Here is an 18,261-nt window from a genome sequence, read left to right on the forward strand (position 1 = left end):
CTTGAGTATTAACTAATGGCTGTTTTTTATACATTTGAAAATCAAGGATAACTAAATGAGTATTACTCCGGAGTCTGTTAAGCAATTGCTCAGTTCTGAGGATTTAGGCGATCGCTTACGTGCAGTAAATCAAATCCGCGAATTGGAACCTGCGATTGGCTTTGAATTAATTCAAAGTGCTATTGGCGATCGCAATTCCCGTGTCCGTTACTCAGCGGTGAGTCAAATGGATACACTTGGAACCCAAGATTTACAGTTATCCTTGGATATCTTGCGCGATCGCTTGCTTCATGACTCCGAAGTAGATGTACAAGCAGCAGCAGCAGACTGTTTGGGCGCTCTAAAATTAAGCGAAGCTTTTGAAGATTTACAGCAGCTTTATCATACAACCAGTGAATGGCTAATACAATTCAGTATTATTGCTACATTAGGAGAGTTGGGCGATCCACGAGCCTTTGAACTACTTAAAGAGGCACTTTCATCAGAAAACGAATTAGTCCAAACTGCTGCTATTAGTTCTTTGGGTGACTTGGGAGATGTACAAGCAGTTCCTCTGTTGGCTCCCTATGCTACCAACCCGGATTGGCAAATTCGTTACAGGCTTGTACAAGCCTTGGCTCGTTTAGATAATCCAGAAGCCAAATCAATATTAGAAATTCTGGCTAATGATGAAGTAGATGCGATCGCAAGCGAAGCTAAAAATTCTTTGCAGTCAGTTTAAGTCTATCTAAGGTTAATAAAATTCACCTTTAATATAGATTTGTCTGGCAGCAGAAAAAAATTCGACCTGGTTGGGAAAATTTTGCATTCCAGCCAGATCGAATAGATAAATTAGAGTTACTTTTAGCAATTAAAAGTAACTTTTTTATATTTAGGATAGGACTATTGAAGAATACTTTTGCGACGGCGAGACATAACCATGCCAGCACCAACTAAACCTAAACCTAACATTGTGGTTGGCTCAGGAACACTAACTGCTTCGAGAGTTAAATGGTAAGTGCTTCTAGCTCCATTAACAGAAGCGCCCAAATTGCCAGCCGCAATAGTTTTTCCATTGAAATTAAATTTGCCCGTAATCCCATCCAATATTACGTCATTAATGTTAGTAGCCGATTTCCGAATTCTGGTAACTACAGAATCATCTAGATCAAAGGTAAGAAGCGCAGTAGTACTACCCAAGGTTCGCGATCCGAAATTAATGAATGGAGTGTAAACGCCTGTAGAATATGTAGCGCTTGTGGTTGTTCCCACTGTTGGTAGATCAGCTATCTTGGTTAAATTTAGAGTGTTAATGGTAATACCTGTGCCTGATAAAGTTGGTGAGAAGAATTCAAAATCACCATCAGGATCAACACCATCAACATCGACAAATTGAATGCTAGTAGTAGCTGGATTGATTCCATCACTAGGAACGATAGATGTACCATTAAGACCAATACTTCCGCTCAGGGTTACAGCTTGAGCCGAACCAGCAGATGTAAATATTCCAGCAGTAGCCAAGGGGATTGCAAAAGTAGCTGCTAGAGTTGCGTTTACTAATTTAGATTTAAAATTAATCATGATCCTTTGAGAGTCCTAATAATAACCTGGAACAGAGAAATTGATTGCTTGACTTTTACTATCAGTAATCTACTTAAAATACTGTCAGTGAAAGCGAAACTTGCGTGATGTATTTCTTATCTCCATAAAATCACATAGACTTAGAACCTGCAATATTTACTGAGTGGTCTTCATCACATCTTCAACTAATAAGTAGTCTTCATAAAATTTTAATTTCTTACATATCTGCGCTTCGTATATCTCTTACTCTCTAGGGTTTCAATTATTGGCATTCGCTGTGACTTTAAGAAAAATTATTTACGTAATCAATAAAATAGTAGCTTTTTATACGTATAGTTACTAAACTATATTTTAGATAAATGGAGTATGCACTGTATCTATAATCTTTCTAGTTATCAGTATTTAGTGAAACGGTTCCTCTCATAGAAGAAATGGGAGGAACCACTGTATTTGTTTGCTATGAATAGTCTTTGCGATCAAATTGAATGTTTGTAATCAAACAGCTAACTGCTAGCTATTGCCGCTATTCTCAAATCTGTCTGCTTTTTCAAATGCTAAGAGCCAAATACCTGTAGCCAGGTTGTTACAACAAAAACTACAACTGCGGCGATCGCTAACAACCCTTGAATCAAATTTCCAACCAAAGATCCGACTACAATCCCTATACCTGCTTTAACTGCTAACCCAAATTCACGTCGGTACAGATACTCACCAATAATTGCTCCCAAAAGCGGGCCTAGTAAAATTCCTAACAGTGGCCCCCCAAAAGGTAAAGTTGGCAATAATCCCAAAAATCCTACCACCAAACCAACAATTGCGCCAATTTGCCCCCACTTGCTAGCTCCGGCTTGCTTTGCTCCTACGTAGCTAGCTAAAAAATCTACTCCGACACTGAGCAGTAAAACTATAATTGTCACAATTAGTGGAATTTTGATAGCTGCAAAGGAACTACTAACAATTCCCCAGATGATAATTGCAATTAAAATTAAGCTGCTACCGGGAATGGCTGGAACTACAGCACCAATAATACCCACAAACATTACAGCAACTAATAGCCAATAAATAATTTGCATAGATCAATTGTAAATTTCCAAATTTTCTCATAGGGATGCACATCTGTGCGTCTCTACTGTTTATTCTATCTGGGTAAGATAGCGAAAAATACTTAGTACACTGTGGTGCAAGTTTGCCTAATGCTTCTAAACTGCTATTAAAAAGCTCAAAACCTATGACGAGAAAAATATTAACTGGACTAAGTTCGGAAGCATACGAACACCCCTTCGATCGCAAAGCCTTGGCTTCTTTGCAAAATATGCCCGGTGTCTCCTTGCTACTCAAAAAAATTAACGAATACGGTATCGATCGCCTACTCAGACTGCAAAGCCTTGGTAGTGAAATCAGAATTTCGCCCCGTAATTTTCCCGAATTACATCAAGCATTTGTAGAAACCTGCCAAATTCTTGATGTTGCTCCACTTCCTGAATTGTATCTATTTCGAGGCACAGGTCACATTGAAACCTACATTGTTGGCGTGGAAAAACCCCTTGTCGGTATCAATTTAGATGCAATGGAGTGGCTTGGCGCAGATGAGTTGCTTTATGTTTTCGGACACGAAATCGCTCGCATCAAAAGTCAGCACATGGTTTATCACCAAATGGCAATTGTGATGCCAACGTTGAAAAATTTGTTGAGCAGTACCACATTGGGTGTCGGTGGCTTGGTAGCTGGTGGAATGGAACTAGGTTTGTATAATTGGCGGATGATGGCTAGGTTCACTGCCGATCGGGCTGCTTTGCTTGCTTGTCAGGATATTGACGTAGCAACTACTACACTGATGAAACTTGCGGGTTTACCAGATGAGTACTTGACTACTGCTGTAATTGAAGATTTCCTCGTTCAAGCCCGTGAATTTGCATCCAATAACTTTGATAGCGTGGATAAAGTCACTAAAATATTAAGCTATACAGAGCCTGGGCTTTCTTGGATAGTTATGCGGGCTGGCGAATTATTAAAATGGGTTGATTCAGGAGCTTATGATAATTTAATTCAACAGACAAATTTAAAGACACCAGAAAAACTAGAAGAAAAAACACCGGAAGAAAAGGAAGGTTGGAATTTTTTGACTTCTTGGTAATTGAATTTTAAGTTTTAGATTTTAGATTTAAAAATTAAATTTAAAATACGCTTGTGACAGTCAATAACTTGCTAATACAGATTAGCTGTGATCTGCTTCCAAACAAGGGGCTTAAGCCCCTTGTCTCACTAAAATTGGCTGACTTCTAGCTGATTACCGAAGTACTAAGAGTAACGGCTAACTTATCAGCAATTCCCGCAATCCAGTTTTCATCTTGTTTGGTGTAACTGCGAGGAGCATTTGCTCCCAAAATTAATGCACCTTGGTTGCCAATAGGTTGACAAATTACACCTTGAGTATTTTCTGGTAAATAATCAAATTCGAGCCTACCTGGATATATTTTTAGAGCAACTAGATAAATCGGTTTTTGTTTTTCGAGTACCTGTTTTAAGATTACTCCTGGTACAACCTCAGATTTAGTACCCAGAATCCCACGACGCAACAAAACTTTACCTTGATAAAAAACCACAAGCGATCGCGTTACTGTATTAGTCAACAATAAATGAGATGCCCAGGCTAGCTCTGTTTTCACGGCTTCGGGCAAATCTGCTGCCAGTACAAAACCTTCTTCTCCAATTAGTTCTACAATATCAGGCGATCGCGGCTGAACTTGCTGCCAAATTAAACCCGTCAAAATTAATACCGCACTCAAAATTACGCCTACTACATCACCACGCGATTGAGACTGGGTTAATTCCGGTGTCAAGAAACGGTTAATCAATAAAAGTACAGCGCCTAGCCCACCCACAACAATAGGTAGACGCCGCAAAACGCGATTAGGATCGGGTTTAGTCATTTGTCATTTGTCATTTGTCATTGGGCGTTAGGAGTGCTGAGTGCTGTTAGCGTCAGCGGGGTGTTGAACCAGTGCTGAGTGCTGAGTTAGGAGTTAAGAGTTCGGAGTTTTATTTATCTCTTTGTCCCCTTGTCCTTTCATCTCCTTCATCTCACCTGCTCCCTGCCCCCTGCTCCCCTGCTCCCTGCTCCCCTGCCTCATCTCCTTACTCCTCTCCTGGTTCAATAATTCGCTGGAAAAGATAACCAGTACCTCGTGCGGTGAGAATCAATTCTGGGTTGCTAGGATCGTCTTCTAATTTTGCCCGCAAACGTGATATATGCACATCTACTACGCGGGTATCTACATGACGTTCAGGTGTATAACCCCATACTTCCTGTAAAATTTCCGAACGAGAAAAAGCTTCTCCAGAACGACTGACTAACAACTCTAACAAGCTGAACTCCATACCTGTCAATCGAATCCGCTCATCGCCTTTGTAGACTTGTCGCTTATTCGTATCGATTTTAATATTAGCGACATGGATTACCCCAGAACTGGGAATTCCAGAAGCTCCGTTTTTATCTACTCGCCGCAGCACCGAGCGAATCCGGGCTTCTAGCTCCTTGGGGGAAAATGGTTTAACTACATAATCATCAGCACCCAATTCTAACCCGGTGATGCGATCGGCGACATCACCCAAGGCTGTTAGCATAATAATGGGGACATCTGATTCTTTTCGTAATTCTTGACATACACCATAGCCGTCTAGCTTTGGCATCATTACATCTAAAACTACCAGATCAGGCTCAGTTTTGCGAAAAGTTTCCAAAGCTTCTTCCCCGTCGCCAGCCGTCACTACATCGTAGCCAATCATGGAAAGGCGTGTTTCCAAAATCCGGCGAATGCTGGCTTCGTCGTCTACCACCAAGATTTTTTCTTTATGGCTTTCCAAGTTTCTCTAGGCTCCTTGACTAAAAATTTACATGATTAATTTTTAATACCATAATATTAAGATATCATTCCATGAATTGATTTGGAAAAAGCTCTAAATACCACTATTATTAGTTTCTAGTTTTTTTCAAGAATTAAGTAAATATTAAGATTATTTAATAAGATTTAAGAATGGCAAAGCCAAAAACCTTTTTCACTTGTAACGAATGTGGAGCAGAATCGCCCCAGTGGTTTGGTAAGTGTCCAGCTTGCGGCACTTACAACTCTCTAGAAGAACAAATTTCGATTCAATCCTCAGTAGATGTACCCAGTCGAGGNGGGGTAAGTAGTTGGCAATCCGCTCAAGGCAATGGCAAATCTCACAATAAACCAGCTAAAGCGCGAGCCTCTTTAACATTCGACCAAATTACCGATCGCCAAATCGCTCGCTGGGAGTCTGGTTATGGGGAATTAGATCGAGTGCTTGGAGGTGGGGTTGTCCCTGGCTCTATGGTGCTGATTGGTGGCGATCCAGGTATTGGTAAATCGACTTTATTGTTGCAAGTATCTAATCAATTAGCGCAGAAATACCGCATCCTTTACGTAACTGGCGAAGAATCGGGACAGCAGGTAAAATTACGAGCTTCCCGTTTGGGAGTATCAAAACCCCTAAGTGTGGTTAATGAAGAGAAGGTAACAGTAGTAGTAGATCCTACATTACCCATAGACCCTGACAGTATAGGTGCAGATTTATATGTACTGCCAGAAACAGATTTAGAAGAAATTTTACGGGAAATAGATTCTCTCAAGCCAAATGTGGCGGTGATTGATAGTATCCAAACGGTGTTTTTTCCAGCGCTGACTTCTGCACCAGGTTCAGTCGCTCAGGTACGGGAATGTACAGCAGCACTGATGAAGGTGGCGAAGCACGAAGATGTCACCATGCTGATTGTGGGACACGTTACTAAAGAAGGAGCGATCGCNGGGCCTAAAGTTTTAGAACATTTAGTCGATACAGTGTTGTATTTTGAAGGCGATCGCTTTGCTTCCCATCGGTTATTACGGACAGTGAAAAACCGCTTCGGCGCAACTCACGAAATCGGCATCTTTGAAATGGTGACAGATGGATTGCGAGAAGTCTCCAACCCCTCAGAGCTATTTTTAGGCAACCGTGACGATCCAGCGCCAGGTACGGCAATTGTGGTTGCTTGCGAAGGTACTCGCCCGATTGTCGTGGAATTGCAAGCTTTAGTGAGTCCTACCAGCTACCCCTCACCCCGTCGTGCTGGTACTGGTGTAGATTACAACCGCTTGGTACAAATTCTCGCCGTCTTAGAAAAACGGGTGGGAATTCCCATGTCGAAGTTAGATTCTTACGTTGCGTCTGCGGGTGGGTTGAATGTGGAAGAACCGGCAGTAGATTTGGGAATTGCGATCGCAATTGTCGCTAGTTTCCGCGATCGCATTGTCGATCCCGGTACAGTATTAATCGGTGAAGTTGGCTTAGGTGGACAAGTGCGATCGGTTTCCCAAATGGAACTGCGGTTAAAAGAAGCTGCTAAGTTGGGATTTAAAAGAGCGATCGTGCCCAAAGGGACAAAATTCCCCGATTTAAATATTGAGATATTACCAGTCTCTAAAGTCATAGATGCAATTATCGCCGCCATCCCGCATCAGGAATTGACAGCCGACGATTTAGAACCCGATGAAGATCAGTAAGGATAACGGGGGAGATGAAGGAGATGAGGGAGAATAACTCCTAACTCTTCACTCCTAACTCCTAACTCAACAGTCCCTTTTACACCCCAAAGGACAATCCACCATGACAACCCTCACCCAAGACTACAAAATCACTTGGGAAAAACTACCTGATGATTACAAACTCCCTGACGATCCAGTGGATAACATCAACCAACCAGCCTTAGCTGCTGCACTCACAGAAAGCCTACAATTAGCCGGAAAAATTTCAGCTAACACCTTAACAACAACTAATTACGGTATTTGTGCCACTCTAAACAACAAAATGGTCATTAAAGCCCCTGATTGGGCTTTCATTGCCAAAATTAATGTTAGTAGAGAAGAAGTAACACGCAGTTATACACCTCAATTACAGGGTGACATTCCCGTAATTGTGATGGAATTTATTTCTGATACACAGGAGACAGAGTATTCTATCAAAGCGACATATCCCCCAGGAAAATGGTTTTTCTATGAGCGCATCTTAAAAGTACCAAACTACATTATTTTTGAGCCAGATAGCGGCAGTTTAGAGATGTATCGCTTAACCACAGAACAGTACATTTTGCAAGAGCCTGATGAAAATCAACGCTATTGGATAGCCGAAATCAATCTTTACCTTGGAGTGTCGCAAGGTACTCGTGAAAACCGCACAGGAAAGTGGTTAAGGTGGTGGGATGAACAAGGAAACCTTTTACCTTGGGGAATAGAATTAGCCGAACAAGAACGCCAACGCACTGAACAAGAACGCCAACGCGCTGAACGACTAGCAGCACAATTGCGGGCGGCGGGAATTGAGCCAGAAGATTAGAATTCCTGTAAATAATTTAAGTTTGCTAGATTAGCGAAAAATTTGCTAAATCTAGCATTTTTTTTAGAAAGATGAAATTTTCAATAATACCAATTACAGCCAAAATTTGAGAGTATTTTTGTTAATTATTATTGCTAATAATACCAAAGCTAAGGCTAATTTATTCCCGTTAAAACTTGAAAAATATTATTAATAATTTCCAAGCTTGTAGTTGATAAGTATAATTTTATACTTTAATATAAAGACATGATAAAGGCGATCGCCTAATCCCGGAAAGAAGAATGCGATCGCCTTTATGTCACCCCTTTATCAGGAGATAAATACAATGATGGCACAATTACAAAAGTCTGCCCAATCACAGTTAAAGCAATACCTGGGTGAAAATTTAGATACACCCACCCGCAAAGAATCAACTGCACAGCCATTTCCCAACAGAGAACCGATTAAGCATCTACTGATTGGTTCTCCCAAAGCCGTTAGCAGTACAATTCACTACTTGCAGGTAATTGGCTATGCCAGTGTAGGAGATTGGAGTCCACTGCTACCAACCGCCAACCCAGGTGAAGTCATGAGTATTTTAAGCCGTCAAATTTTAACGCAATAACCCCTATCTAACTTAGAACCCCGACTTTTTTGAAAAGTCGGGGTTCTGAACAGCGCAAGGTTTCTATTTTTCCTGTCGTGGATCTTCAGAGGGAGGATGAAAACCTCCTTTTATCCAAAGTTGCCGGGATTTTTGAATGAAGCGATCGCTACGGCGTAGATCATTCAAATCTAATCTATTACAAGTTGCCCGACCTGTGGGTGTGATACCAATAATTTTTGTAGCATCTGCTGACCAAACAAAGTGTTCAGACCACTGTTGCTGACGGGCATTAAATAAGGCGACTTCTTGGTTAGTTTCTGGGTCAATTCCCACCGTAAAATTATAATGACGCTCGTTACATCGACGACAAGCTAGAGCTAAATTATCCACATCATCAGAGCCACCTAAAGATTGTGGATGAATATGATCAATTGTCAGAGGAGACGTGCTTAATGATTCAGGATAATGGCAGTATTCACATCGAAAGCCAGCACGTTTACGAACTAACTCTTGGATATGATTAGGAATTGTCATACCTGAGATGCAATCATTGCATTGATATAGCTGAAAATCTCATCTAATTCCCCAATCGCCTCCAGTTCAGCAGCTTCTTCTGGTGTCAAAGAATCAGCTTTTTTTCTATCTAGCAGTTCTTGCATCCGCAAACCCAATTCGTCTGTAAATTTAAACAAATTAAGATTATTAACTTTTTCGACTCGGATACCAGTCGTTAGCCAAGATGAAGGTTTAACTACTGCTGGTGTCATAGGTTTATGGCGATTGAATATATTGCTATTGTAGGCTCCATCAACAGCAGTTTAAATCTTCCCGCCCACGAGACTGAGTTTTGCGTATGTCAAAATAAAATATCAGTAAAACTACGGTTTTGACCAATGGTGTGGAATCCAGGGCAGGAGTTATTTGGTAGTCGCTACATTATCGAGAGAAAATTAGGCGAAGGTGGAGTTGGGATTACCTATCTCGCTAAAAATCGACGCGGCGAGTTGCGAGTTATCAAAACTCTCAGAGAACAAATACTCAATGATCCCAAATGGATACCACATCAAGATAAATTACGGCATGACTTCCGGGATGAAGCTTTGCGACTGGCTTTGTGTCGCCATCCTCATGTTGTGCAGGTAGAAAACGTCTTTGATGAAGGTAATTTGCCATGTATGGCGATGGACTACATCGAAGGCGAAGATTTGGGGAAGCTGATAACCGAAAAAGGGGCGTTACCAGAAGGGGAAGCACTACTATATATTAGGCAAATTGGCGAAGCTTTGATATTAGTTCATGGGAAAGGCTTGCTGCATCGGGATTTGAAGCCCAGTAATATTATGATGCGGGCGGGTAAACCAGAAGCGGTGCTAATTGACTTTGGTCTTGCTAGACAATTTATTTCTGGTGGAGTTTTAAAGCATACAGAGAATCATACTCCTGGTTATGCCCCACCAGAACAATATGCACCCATCGAACAACGGGGAGAATATATTGATGTTTACGCCTTCGCAGCTACGTTATATTCTTTAGTGACTGGACAATTGCCTATGCCAGCACCAGCTAGGCTGCAAAATTTTACGCTACAAGCACCCAAGGAGTTGAATGGCAGTGTTAGCAACAGGGTGAATGAGGCAATTATGAAGGGGATGGCGTTAAATTATAAGTTTCGTCCCCAGTCTGTGCAGGAGTGGTTGGATTTGTTGGGTGCAAGTGCCATACCGCCAACACAACCGGTAATATTTTCTCCCAATACATCTACATCTTGGGAATGCGTCCACGATATTTTGGGGATTTCTACAGGATTGGGGTCGCATAAAAGAATAGCCTTTAGCCCCAAGGAAGATATTTTAGCAAGTGCGACAGGTTCAGTTATTCATTTGTTGTCACCGACTACAGGTCAACTTATCCGTACCCTAACTGGTCATTGGAATAGTGTTGAGTGCATAACTTTTAGCAATGATGGGCAAATGCTGGCTAGTGGTAGTGATGACAAAACTATCAAACTGTGGTCAGTGGCGACAGGGAAAGAAATTTGTACCTTCACAGATGATCTTTCCGACGGAGTTTATTCCTTAGCCTTCAGTAGTGATGGGCAAATGCTCGCTAGTGCTGGTTTGGATATGGATAGTGGTAAATTGTGGTCAGTGACAACAGGTAGAGAAATTCGCACGCTGAATGGTTATTCTGGGTATCCCTACATTCGTTCTGTAGTCTTTGGTAGTGATGGGCAAATCCTAGCTATTGGTAGTAAGGACAAGACCATAAAGCTGTGAGTCAGCGACAACAGGGAAAGAAATTTCCACATTCATTGGTCATTCCAGAGATATTTATTCCACAGCTATCAGTATTGATGGGCAAATGTTAGCTAGTGGTGGAGAGAACGGGACTATCAAACTGTGGTCAGTGGCAACAGGGAAAGAAATTCATACCCTTACTGGCCATTCCAGAATATTTGGAAGAGTTAAGTGCATAACTTTTAGCAATGATGGGCAAATTCTGGCTAGTGGCAGTCGGGACAAGACTATCAAATTGTGGTCAGTGGCGACAGGGAAAGAAATTCGTACCCTTACTGGTCATCGCGACTTCGTTAATTCCGTCACTTTTAGTAGAGATGGACGAATGCTGGCTAGTAGTAGTGATGACGAAACTATTAAACTATGGTCGGTGACAACAGGTAGAGAAATTCGCACCCTCACTGGTCATACTCTCTGGGTTGATTCCATAGTCATGAGCAGTGATGGGCAAACGCTGGTTAGTGGGAGTCATGGTAGAACTATTAAAATATGCCCGACAACGGGCAAAAAAGAAATTCACACCCTCACTCATTACGATGTAAGCCAGTCTTTTTCATTAGCGATTAGTAGCGATGGGCAAATGCTAGCCAAAGGTAGTTTTGACAAAAATATAAAGCTGTGGTCGGCGACAACAGGAAAACAAATTTGCAACCTCACTGGTGGTCATTCTCATGTTTGCTCAGTAGCCTTTAGTGGTGATGGGCAAATGCTAGCCAGTGGTAGTAAGGATGGTAGCATCATACTTTGGGATATTTCAAGAACCTGGCTAAAAACGATAAGAGGTATAAAAATTCGCCCCCTGAGTGGTCATTTCAGTTATGTTAATTCCGTCACTTTTAGTAGAGATGGACAAATGTTGGCTAGTGGTAGTTCGGACGAGACTATCAAACTGTGGTCGGTAACAACAGGGGAAGAAATTCGCACTCTCACTGGTCATTTCGAGTCGGTTAATTCCGTCGCCTTCAGTCGTGATGGGCAAATTTTAGCTAGTGGCAGTTGGGACAAGACTATTAAACTGTGGTCAATGACAACAGGTAAAGAAATTCGCACTCTCACTGGTCATTCCGGTGGGGTTCGGTGTGTAGCCTTCAGTCGTGATGGGCAAGTACTCGCTAGTGGTAGTGGGGACAGGACTATCAAATTGTGGGAAGTAGCAACAGGTAAAGAAATTCACAGCCTGACTCATTTTGACAAGGTTTATTCCGTCGCCTTTACCCCCGATGGAAATGGGCTTGCGGCTGGAGATAGTGGCGGAAATATCAAAATTTGGCGATCGCAGTTAGTCTGACAATAACAGCGTCAAAATAGTAAGTAATACTTGTAAACAATCAACAAATATGAGCGTCATTATATCGGATGAAACCTTAAATGCCTGTGGAATGACCGCAACCGAATTCAAACAGGAAATTGCATTGCTATTGTTTCAGTCTGGTAAATTGCCTGTAGGACACGCCAGCAAGTTAGCCCAAATGGATAAAGTACGGTTTCGACAACTGCTCAAAGAACGCCAAATTCCGCTTTATTCTTATGACATAGAAGATTTTGAACTAGATTTAAAAAACTTGCGGGAGTTAGGCAGGTTGTGATTGTAATTAGTGATACCTCGCCAATCACCAGCTTGGCTGCAATAAGTCAATTAGACTTACTCAGGCAACTGTATAATAAAATCCTGATTCCAGAAGCTGTTTATAAAGAACTGACAGGTACACCTGTACCTGTACCTGGTTCAATCGAAGTACAAACGTTGAAATGGATTGAGATACGCCAAGTAACAAATCGCTCCCTAGTCGCAACCCTTTTGGGACAGCAATTGGATGAAGGTGAGTGTGAAGCAATTACACTTGCTATTGAACTCAAGGCAGAATTGCTAATTATTGATGAACGTCGAGGCAGAGCAGAAGCTGATAGTTTAGGATTGCGGATTACAGGGTTGTTAGGTGTTCTGATTGAAGCCAAACAAAAGGGATTTATTTTAGCTGTTAAACCTCTACTTGATGAGCTAATTGCTACCGCCGAGTTTAGAGTTGCTGATGCTCTCTACGCCCGTATTCTACATATTGTGGCAGAGTAACACAGACACCATTTAAGCAATCTAAAATTATCGAATCTTACTCCCCTTCCCTTGTAGGGAAGGGGCTGGGGGTTAGGTCTGTATTCCACTCAACCGAGAAGCGCTACAAACCGTATTGCTCTTTAACCTACAACTATTTAGTTCTAAACACAAACTTTCCGGCTTCAAACGAAAACATTCTCACTTGAAACCGAAAAGTTATCGTTTAAAACCAGAACATTCTCACTTGAAACGAAAATATTCTCATTTGAAACAAAAACGTTCTCACTTGAAACCGGAAAGTTCTCGTTTAAAACCAAAACATTCTCACTTGAAACAAAAACGTTATTGCTGACAACAGCAAAACTTAAGCTTCTGACTGGGAGTTTTTCACTTAAAACAGAAACACCCAAGCTCAAAAGCTCAAAGTTTTAGGTTTTTAGGTAGAAGCATTGAGTTAATTTCTCGACTTAGGAACTCCAAATAAAAAAATACTCAACTACTTCTTGTGGGGTGGGCGACACGATAGCCCCAAGCCTTGGGCAGACAAGATGTCCACTCCACAAGATTGGATAATTTATTTGTTGGAAGTCCCTTATGAACTTTGTGGTTGCACTTTTTTAGCTTTCCGGGCAAATCTGCGTCCTAAATCATCAATCATTGACTCTAAACCCGCGCCTTTACCACTGACTTTCGCATAGTTATAAACCATCAATCCCGCCGCATAAGCTTCGCTACCAACAGCCACAGAAGTATCATCCACCAGTTCTTGCAGTTGCGTCAACGACAGCAAAATCGGATACAGGGCTTCAAATAATTCGATATCTTGGCGCATATCATTCAAGTCAAAAGAACGAGGTAAGAAGTCAGGATTTTGTGTGCCGATTTCCAACGCCTTACTCACAAACGCCCGACTCTTATCCCCCAGCTTGGGTAAAGCTTTACGCTCCTCCGTTGTCAAATCAATCAAGAACGGTAACTTTTCGCGGATAGTAGTAATAGCTTGCATCACAGCTTCCCTGTCTGCGGAGGAAAGTTTTGCACTGACTTTATTATCTGCCATTTTTCATACACGTTTAAGGGTACTATATTTCAGTATTCCCCAAGTAATTTAGAAAATAATAGTTATTTATCAGCAATTAAGAAAATTTTTTATACCTTTAAATAAGTGATATCTCGCTAATTACCAACCTTGAGCAAGTTTCACAATTAGAGTCCAGTGGCATTTGACCCAAAGAAGCCGAACATTTAGAGATAATACTAGCAGAGGTGATCTCAAAATTTGGCGTTAGCAAAGCGGTGCGCTAGCACTTCGCAGCTAGTTGTGGAATACCATTATTACTTCTATAGAAATCCTATTTGATTGCGTGAAAAAACTCAGTACACATCTATTCGCTTCTGTTCCCTATTTCCTATTCCCTATTCCCTCTTAGAAGCTGTGAATTTAGCATAATATGACTTCTTCTCCCCATTACATCCCTCAATTTGACCCGCCGCTTCCTCCTTGGGAAACTCTACCAACGATGTATGATTTACCAAGTGACAACCCAGAGGAACCAGGTTTGCCAGACGATTTCCACTTTTTACAACCCTTACTTTTATACTTAACTTTTCAACCCATTAACTGGAATCCCGAACTAGTTTACAGTGCGGCTGATCTTAATCTCTACTATGATTTACAGCATCCTTTGTGGTATAAACGCCCAGATTGGTTTGGTGTGGTAGGCGTAGAAAAGTTATACAAGGGGCAGGATTTACGCTTAAGTTATGTAACTTGGCAAGAACCAGCAAATCCCTTTGTAGTTGTTGAGTTATTATCTCCAGGTACGGAAGACGAAGATTTAGGCACAAGAAGAGAAAATGCAGCAGAGAAACCTCCTAGCAAATGGGAAGTTTATGAGCGTATTTTGCGGATTCCTTACTATGTTGTTTTTAGTCGTTACACTAATGAACTTCGGGCTTTTCAGTTAGTCGGCGGTCACTATGAACCGATGAACTTGACTAATGGATACCTACTAATGCCAGAGATAGATTTAAGTTTAGGCTTATGGCAGGGTTCATTTCGAGATATAGAAAGGTTGTGGTTAAGGTGGTTCACCTTGGCGGGAGAATTAATTCCCGCACCCACAGAGGAAGCGGCGGCTGCAACTCAACGAGCTATTATTGCAGAACAAGAAGCTACAGAAGCTAAACAAGAAGCAGCTCAAGCCAAACGAAAAGCAGAACAATTAGCAGAACGTTTGCGTCAGTTAGGTGTGAATCCTGATGAACTGGATGAATTCTTGTAACTTCACAAGTCTTTTCTGATACGCAGCATGATTTTCTGCTGTTGAGGAATTGCTGCANCTAAAAACTTTGATAGTCGATGCCGAAGCAGCTATCTGATAATGATANNNGCTCTCAGAAAGATTAATTTTTGAGAGCGATCGCATATTTAGCACTTGAAATACATATAATATTCCTTTCGGCAAGTCTATAGCAACCTCAGTTTTTATGAAAAATCATGATGTCACGCTATATCCTTACTGTTCCTCAACTCAGTTTCAATTGGGTTACTAAGGGGAAAATAAGGTTCAGCAGCAAATCTCAAAGGCGATGCCTTGAACATTTGCAGATATTACCGCAGACACTGATTATGTGGCGGCGGCTAAAATACTTAAGTATGAGTAGTACGAGCTAACTACCCAGGTTAAAATTGTCTATTTGGTAACACAAGACCATCAGAAAATTGTAGAAAAGTGTATTTCCTTGTCTCGATAGTGGTGCTAACCTCAATTTAAAGGATGTTATCAGCCTTTATCTGCTAGAGTTTCTGACTTTCAGCAAATTAGATAATTTATCAATAACAAAATCGCTAGGAGTGCGATGATGATGTCACAGTCCCCTATGACAAGACCAGAAATAGCTGCTGGAACTCTAATCGATAACCGCTATATTATCCAAAAACTTCTAGGACAGGGAGGATTGGGACGAACCTACTTAGCATTTGACACTCGTCGGTTTAATGAAGCCTGTGTTCTCAAAGAATTTGCACCCATTGGCACCAAGCGAAAGTGGACTGGAACAATATCGTAACTTATTTAAAAGAGAAGCAAAAATTCTTCATCAATTGCAACATCCTCAAATTCCCAAGTTTTTGGCTTGCTTTGAAGGAGATGGCCGGCTATTTTTAGTACAAGAGTATGTTGACGGTAAAACATATTCAAGACTGCTAGGAGAACTTCAACGTCAAGGAAGAAATTTTTCTGAAGACGAAGTTATACAGTGGCTAAAGAATCTGCTGCCTGTTTTGGAATATGTCCATCAGCACAACATTATCCATCGAGATATTTCTCCAGACAACATCATGTTACCCGATGGCAAGGATCTGCCAGTGCTGATTGATTTCGGGGTAGGCAAGCAAATTGCTGATATTAACGAGGGGAGAAGTTCCAACCACCAAATAACGTTTGTTGGCAAAATGTCCCTTGTAGGCAAAGTTGGATATGCTCCCCGCGAACAGATTAGTTTGGGTTTATGTTCACCCTCTAGCGATCTTTATGCTTTGGGTGTAACTGCTATTGTATTACTCACTGCTAGAGATCCATCTTTACTAATGGATCAATACTCACTTGAATGGAACTGGCGTGATTATACCTATGTTACTGATGGGTTTGCTCAAGTACTTGATTGTATGTTGGAAGATAGACCTAATAAGCGATACCAAACAGCCAGCGAAGTTCTTAGAGATTTAGAGCGTATTGGAGAACCAGAAATAGCAATATCTTCTGCAATCATGGTTGATGATTTGCCAGCCACGGTATTTAACCCTGAATTTCAGGCTATGTCAGCCATATCGCAGTCATATAACCAATCTGAAGAAACAATTTTTAGTTCACCGACTAGTCCACAAAATGGGCGGCGAATTGAACAACAGCAACAACAATCCTCACTCCAACCAGCATTTATCAAACATTGCCAGCAAGAATTAGCCTACCACATCAGCCCAATGGCAAATCTGATTATAGAAGAAATACTAGCTCACAATCCTTATATTTCAGCTGACCAATTTATTGAACTTGTAACTAAGGAAATTCCTAACTTTCAAGCAGCTTTTGAATTCAAAAAAAGCTTATTTTCATAGAGATTTAGACATCATGAAATTGAGGAATAATTTTTTATCTCTTAACTAATTCTGTAAGTTGAAGCCAAGAGAGCTAATAAAAGTAACAAGGTTTTTTGGCAAAGCTACATGCAACGTCTTCTACAAAACGTTATGACGTTAGCGCAGCGGTAGCTAGTCCACGTAACCCTGGGGGGAAGCAACCTAAACGCAGCATCTTGCAGAGAGCATCATTACGAATTATTGTAATCGCTTGTACCTCCTTGAGTACGTTTGATTCTTTTCATTGCCATTTCTAAACTTAACTGCATCCGTTTAAAGGCTTTAGCTAAATTACCAATTTCATCATTAGACATCTGCTCAAATTCAACTTCCATATGTCCCGTACTAACTTCTTCGGCTATGCGAGTCATGCGTTTGAGAGGAATCACAACTTGTCGATTCAAGAACAAGTTGACTAACAGAATAGTGGCTATAAATATAGCTGATACAATCAAGATAATTACTAAGGAAGACTGATTGGCTTTGCTGATGACATTCTTTGCAGGTACTGATATAATCTGAGCGCCAACAATTTCATTAAGCTTCCACCCAAATCCATTAGCAGCACCATAAAGACTAATCATACTTTGAGGTGCAGCTTCAGGTACACTATGACAGACCAGACAACTTTGTTCAGAAACTGCTAAGGGACGAGCAATATAAAAGATATCCCCTCCAGGAATTGAACGAAATCCACTAACTTCTTTAAGGTCTGGTTTATTTCTGAACTGTTTTACAATTTCCGTCTCAAAACCGTCAGCCTTATCCCGAAGATTTGTGGGATTGAGAGTTGCTTCTTTATAAAAGAAATCACGGTAGTCTGTTGTTTCCCGTAAAATTTCAAACACCTCTCGTGCTGAGTATCCAGGCACAGTTTGCGGCAAAAATTCAGTAGCCAATTTATCAACTAGCTTTGGATTCACTTGAGTACTGGTGTATTTACGAACAGAACTCATTGTTTGGATCAGCATGAGACCAGTTGAGCTAACATCTTGTTTGGCATTCTCCCTCAGTAGAGAAGAAAGAGTAAATCCACTCAAGCTCAGACCAAATGTCAAAATTACCAGTAGCAGAATTGTAAATTTTTGTTTCAAATTGAGATTCTTTAGCATAATCTTAGATTACCTACAAGTCAAATTATTATGAACAAATATGTCTAAAGTCACTGTTTACTCTAACATGAGCAATCAACTTTCATATTTTCATGTAAAGGCATGGTTTAGCCAAAACTATG

18 protein-coding genes and 1 pseudogene are annotated in these 18,261 nt (G+C 41.0%); 11 read left to right on the forward strand and 8 right to left on the reverse strand.

Going from position 1 to position 18,261, the window contains the following annotated elements:
* The first annotated feature begins 55 nt into the window (after positions 1-55).
* Entirely contained in the window at positions 56-721 is a 666-nt protein-coding gene (nblB, locus tag QUD05_RS15440) for a phycobilisome degradation protein NblB (protein ID WP_289796828.1), read from the forward strand.
* A 161-nt stretch (positions 722-882) separates the two neighbouring features.
* Here nblB and QUD05_RS15445 read toward each other — a convergent pair whose 3' ends face one another.
* Together QUD05_RS15445 and QUD05_RS15450 are read right to left on the reverse strand one after the other, a co-directional pair.
* Entirely contained in the window at positions 883-1,560 is a 678-nt protein-coding gene (locus QUD05_RS15445) for a PEP-CTERM sorting domain-containing protein (protein ID WP_289796829.1), read from the reverse strand.
* A gap of 554 nt (positions 1,561-2,114) precedes the next feature.
* On the reverse strand, positions 2,115-2,633 hold the full coding sequence (locus QUD05_RS15450) for a DUF456 domain-containing protein (protein ID WP_289796830.1): 519 nt from the start codon (positions 2,631-2,633) through the stop codon (positions 2,115-2,117).
* Positions 2,634-2,788: 155 nt separating this feature from the next.
* Between QUD05_RS15450 and QUD05_RS15455 the strand changes: the two genes are divergently transcribed.
* Positions 2,789-3,694 carry a M48 family metallopeptidase gene (locus QUD05_RS15455; protein ID WP_289796831.1) on the forward strand — a complete coding sequence of 302 codons (906 nt, stop codon included), beginning with the start codon at positions 2,789-2,791 and terminating at the stop codon, positions 3,692-3,694.
* 145 nt (positions 3,695-3,839) lie between these two features.
* On the opposite strand, the gene QUD05_RS15460 is transcribed toward QUD05_RS15455, so the two are convergent.
* Positions 3,840-4,490, reverse strand: coding sequence for a cofactor assembly of complex C subunit B (locus QUD05_RS15460; RefSeq protein WP_289796832.1), 651 nt, complete (start codon positions 4,488-4,490; stop codon positions 3,840-3,842).
* Positions 4,491-4,695: 205 nt separating this feature from the next.
* The gene (gene rpaB, locus QUD05_RS15465) at positions 4,696-5,424 is read right to left on the reverse strand and encodes a response regulator transcription factor RpaB (protein WP_012412029.1); all 729 of its coding nucleotides are present in this window, start codon (positions 5,422-5,424) and stop codon (positions 4,696-4,698) included.
* A 170-nt stretch (positions 5,425-5,594) separates the two neighbouring features.
* Here rpaB and radA point away from each other — a divergent pair, with 170 nt between their 5' ends.
* The 3 genes from radA (at position 5,595) to QUD05_RS15480 (ending at position 8,554) form a co-directional block, all read left to right on the forward strand.
* Entirely contained in the window at positions 5,595-7,121 is a 1,527-nt protein-coding gene (gene radA / locus QUD05_RS15470; protein ID WP_289796833.1) for a DNA repair protein RadA, read from the forward strand.
* A 103-nt stretch (positions 7,122-7,224) separates the two neighbouring features.
* The gene (locus QUD05_RS15475) at positions 7,225-7,950 is read left to right on the forward strand and encodes a Uma2 family endonuclease (RefSeq protein ID WP_289796834.1); all 726 of its coding nucleotides are present in this window, start codon (positions 7,225-7,227) and stop codon (positions 7,948-7,950) included.
* 325 nt (positions 7,951-8,275) lie between these two features.
* Complete coding sequence (locus tag QUD05_RS15480; protein ID WP_099102210.1) at positions 8,276-8,554, forward strand: hypothetical protein; 279 nt, start codon at positions 8,276-8,278, stop codon at positions 8,552-8,554.
* Positions 8,555-8,617: 63 nt separating this feature from the next.
* Here the strand turns inward: QUD05_RS15480 and QUD05_RS15485 are convergent, their stop codons facing one another.
* Complete coding sequence (locus QUD05_RS15485; RefSeq protein WP_289796835.1) at positions 8,618-9,070, reverse strand: HNH endonuclease; 453 nt, start codon at positions 9,068-9,070, stop codon at positions 8,618-8,620.
* Positions 9,067-9,303, reverse strand: a complete 237-nt coding sequence (locus QUD05_RS15490) for a hypothetical protein (protein ID WP_289796837.1) — start codon at positions 9,301-9,303, stop codon at positions 9,067-9,069. Before QUD05_RS15490 ends, QUD05_RS15485 begins: the two co-directional genes overlap by 4 nt.
* 126 nt (positions 9,304-9,429) lie before the next feature.
* On the opposite strand from QUD05_RS15490, the gene QUD05_RS15495 reads away from it, so the two are divergent.
* The 4 genes from QUD05_RS15495 (at position 9,430) to QUD05_RS15510 (ending at position 12,904) form a co-directional block, all read left to right on the forward strand.
* Complete coding sequence (locus QUD05_RS15495) at positions 9,430-10,812, forward strand: serine/threonine-protein kinase (RefSeq protein WP_289796838.1); 1,383 nt, start codon at positions 9,430-9,432, stop codon at positions 10,810-10,812.
* 85 nt (positions 10,813-10,897) lie between these two features.
* Complete coding sequence (locus QUD05_RS15500) at positions 10,898-12,121, forward strand: WD40 repeat domain-containing protein (protein WP_289796840.1); 1,224 nt, start codon at positions 10,898-10,900, stop codon at positions 12,119-12,121.
* Between the two features lie 49 nt (positions 12,122-12,170).
* On the forward strand, positions 12,171-12,419 hold the full coding sequence (locus QUD05_RS15505) for a UPF0175 family protein (protein ID WP_289796842.1): 249 nt from the start codon (positions 12,171-12,173) through the stop codon (positions 12,417-12,419).
* Entirely contained in the window at positions 12,416-12,904 is a 489-nt protein-coding gene (locus tag QUD05_RS15510; protein WP_289796843.1) for a PIN domain-containing protein, read from the forward strand. Before QUD05_RS15505 ends, QUD05_RS15510 begins: the two co-directional genes overlap by 4 nt.
* A 574-nt stretch (positions 12,905-13,478) precedes the next feature.
* Here QUD05_RS15510 and QUD05_RS15515 read toward each other — a convergent pair.
* Positions 13,479-13,946, reverse strand: a complete 468-nt coding sequence (locus tag QUD05_RS15515) for a hypothetical protein (protein ID WP_289796844.1) — start codon at positions 13,944-13,946, stop codon at positions 13,479-13,481.
* Positions 13,947-14,337: 391 nt separating this feature from the next.
* Here QUD05_RS15515 and QUD05_RS15520 point away from each other — a divergent pair, with 391 nt between their 5' ends.
* Together QUD05_RS15520 and QUD05_RS15525 are read left to right on the forward strand one after the other, a co-directional pair.
* Positions 14,338-15,171: a Uma2 family endonuclease gene (locus tag QUD05_RS15520; RefSeq protein ID WP_289796845.1), complete on the forward strand. Its 834-nt coding sequence runs from the start codon at positions 14,338-14,340 to the stop codon at positions 15,169-15,171.
* Between the two features lie 583 nt (positions 15,172-15,754).
* Positions 15,755-17,006, forward strand: a pseudogene (locus tag QUD05_RS15525) (protein kinase domain-containing protein).
* Between the two features lie 212 nt (positions 17,007-17,218).
* Here the strand turns inward: QUD05_RS15525 and QUD05_RS15530 are convergent.
* Complete coding sequence (locus QUD05_RS15530) at positions 17,219-18,139, reverse strand: Tll0287-like domain-containing protein (RefSeq protein WP_289796846.1); 921 nt, start codon at positions 18,137-18,139, stop codon at positions 17,219-17,221.
* Positions 18,140-18,261: the final 122 nt, after the last annotated feature.

The organism is Nostoc sp. GT001, assembly GCF_030382115.1.
Lineage (GTDB): Bacteria > Cyanobacteriota > Cyanobacteriia > Cyanobacteriales > Nostocaceae > Nostoc.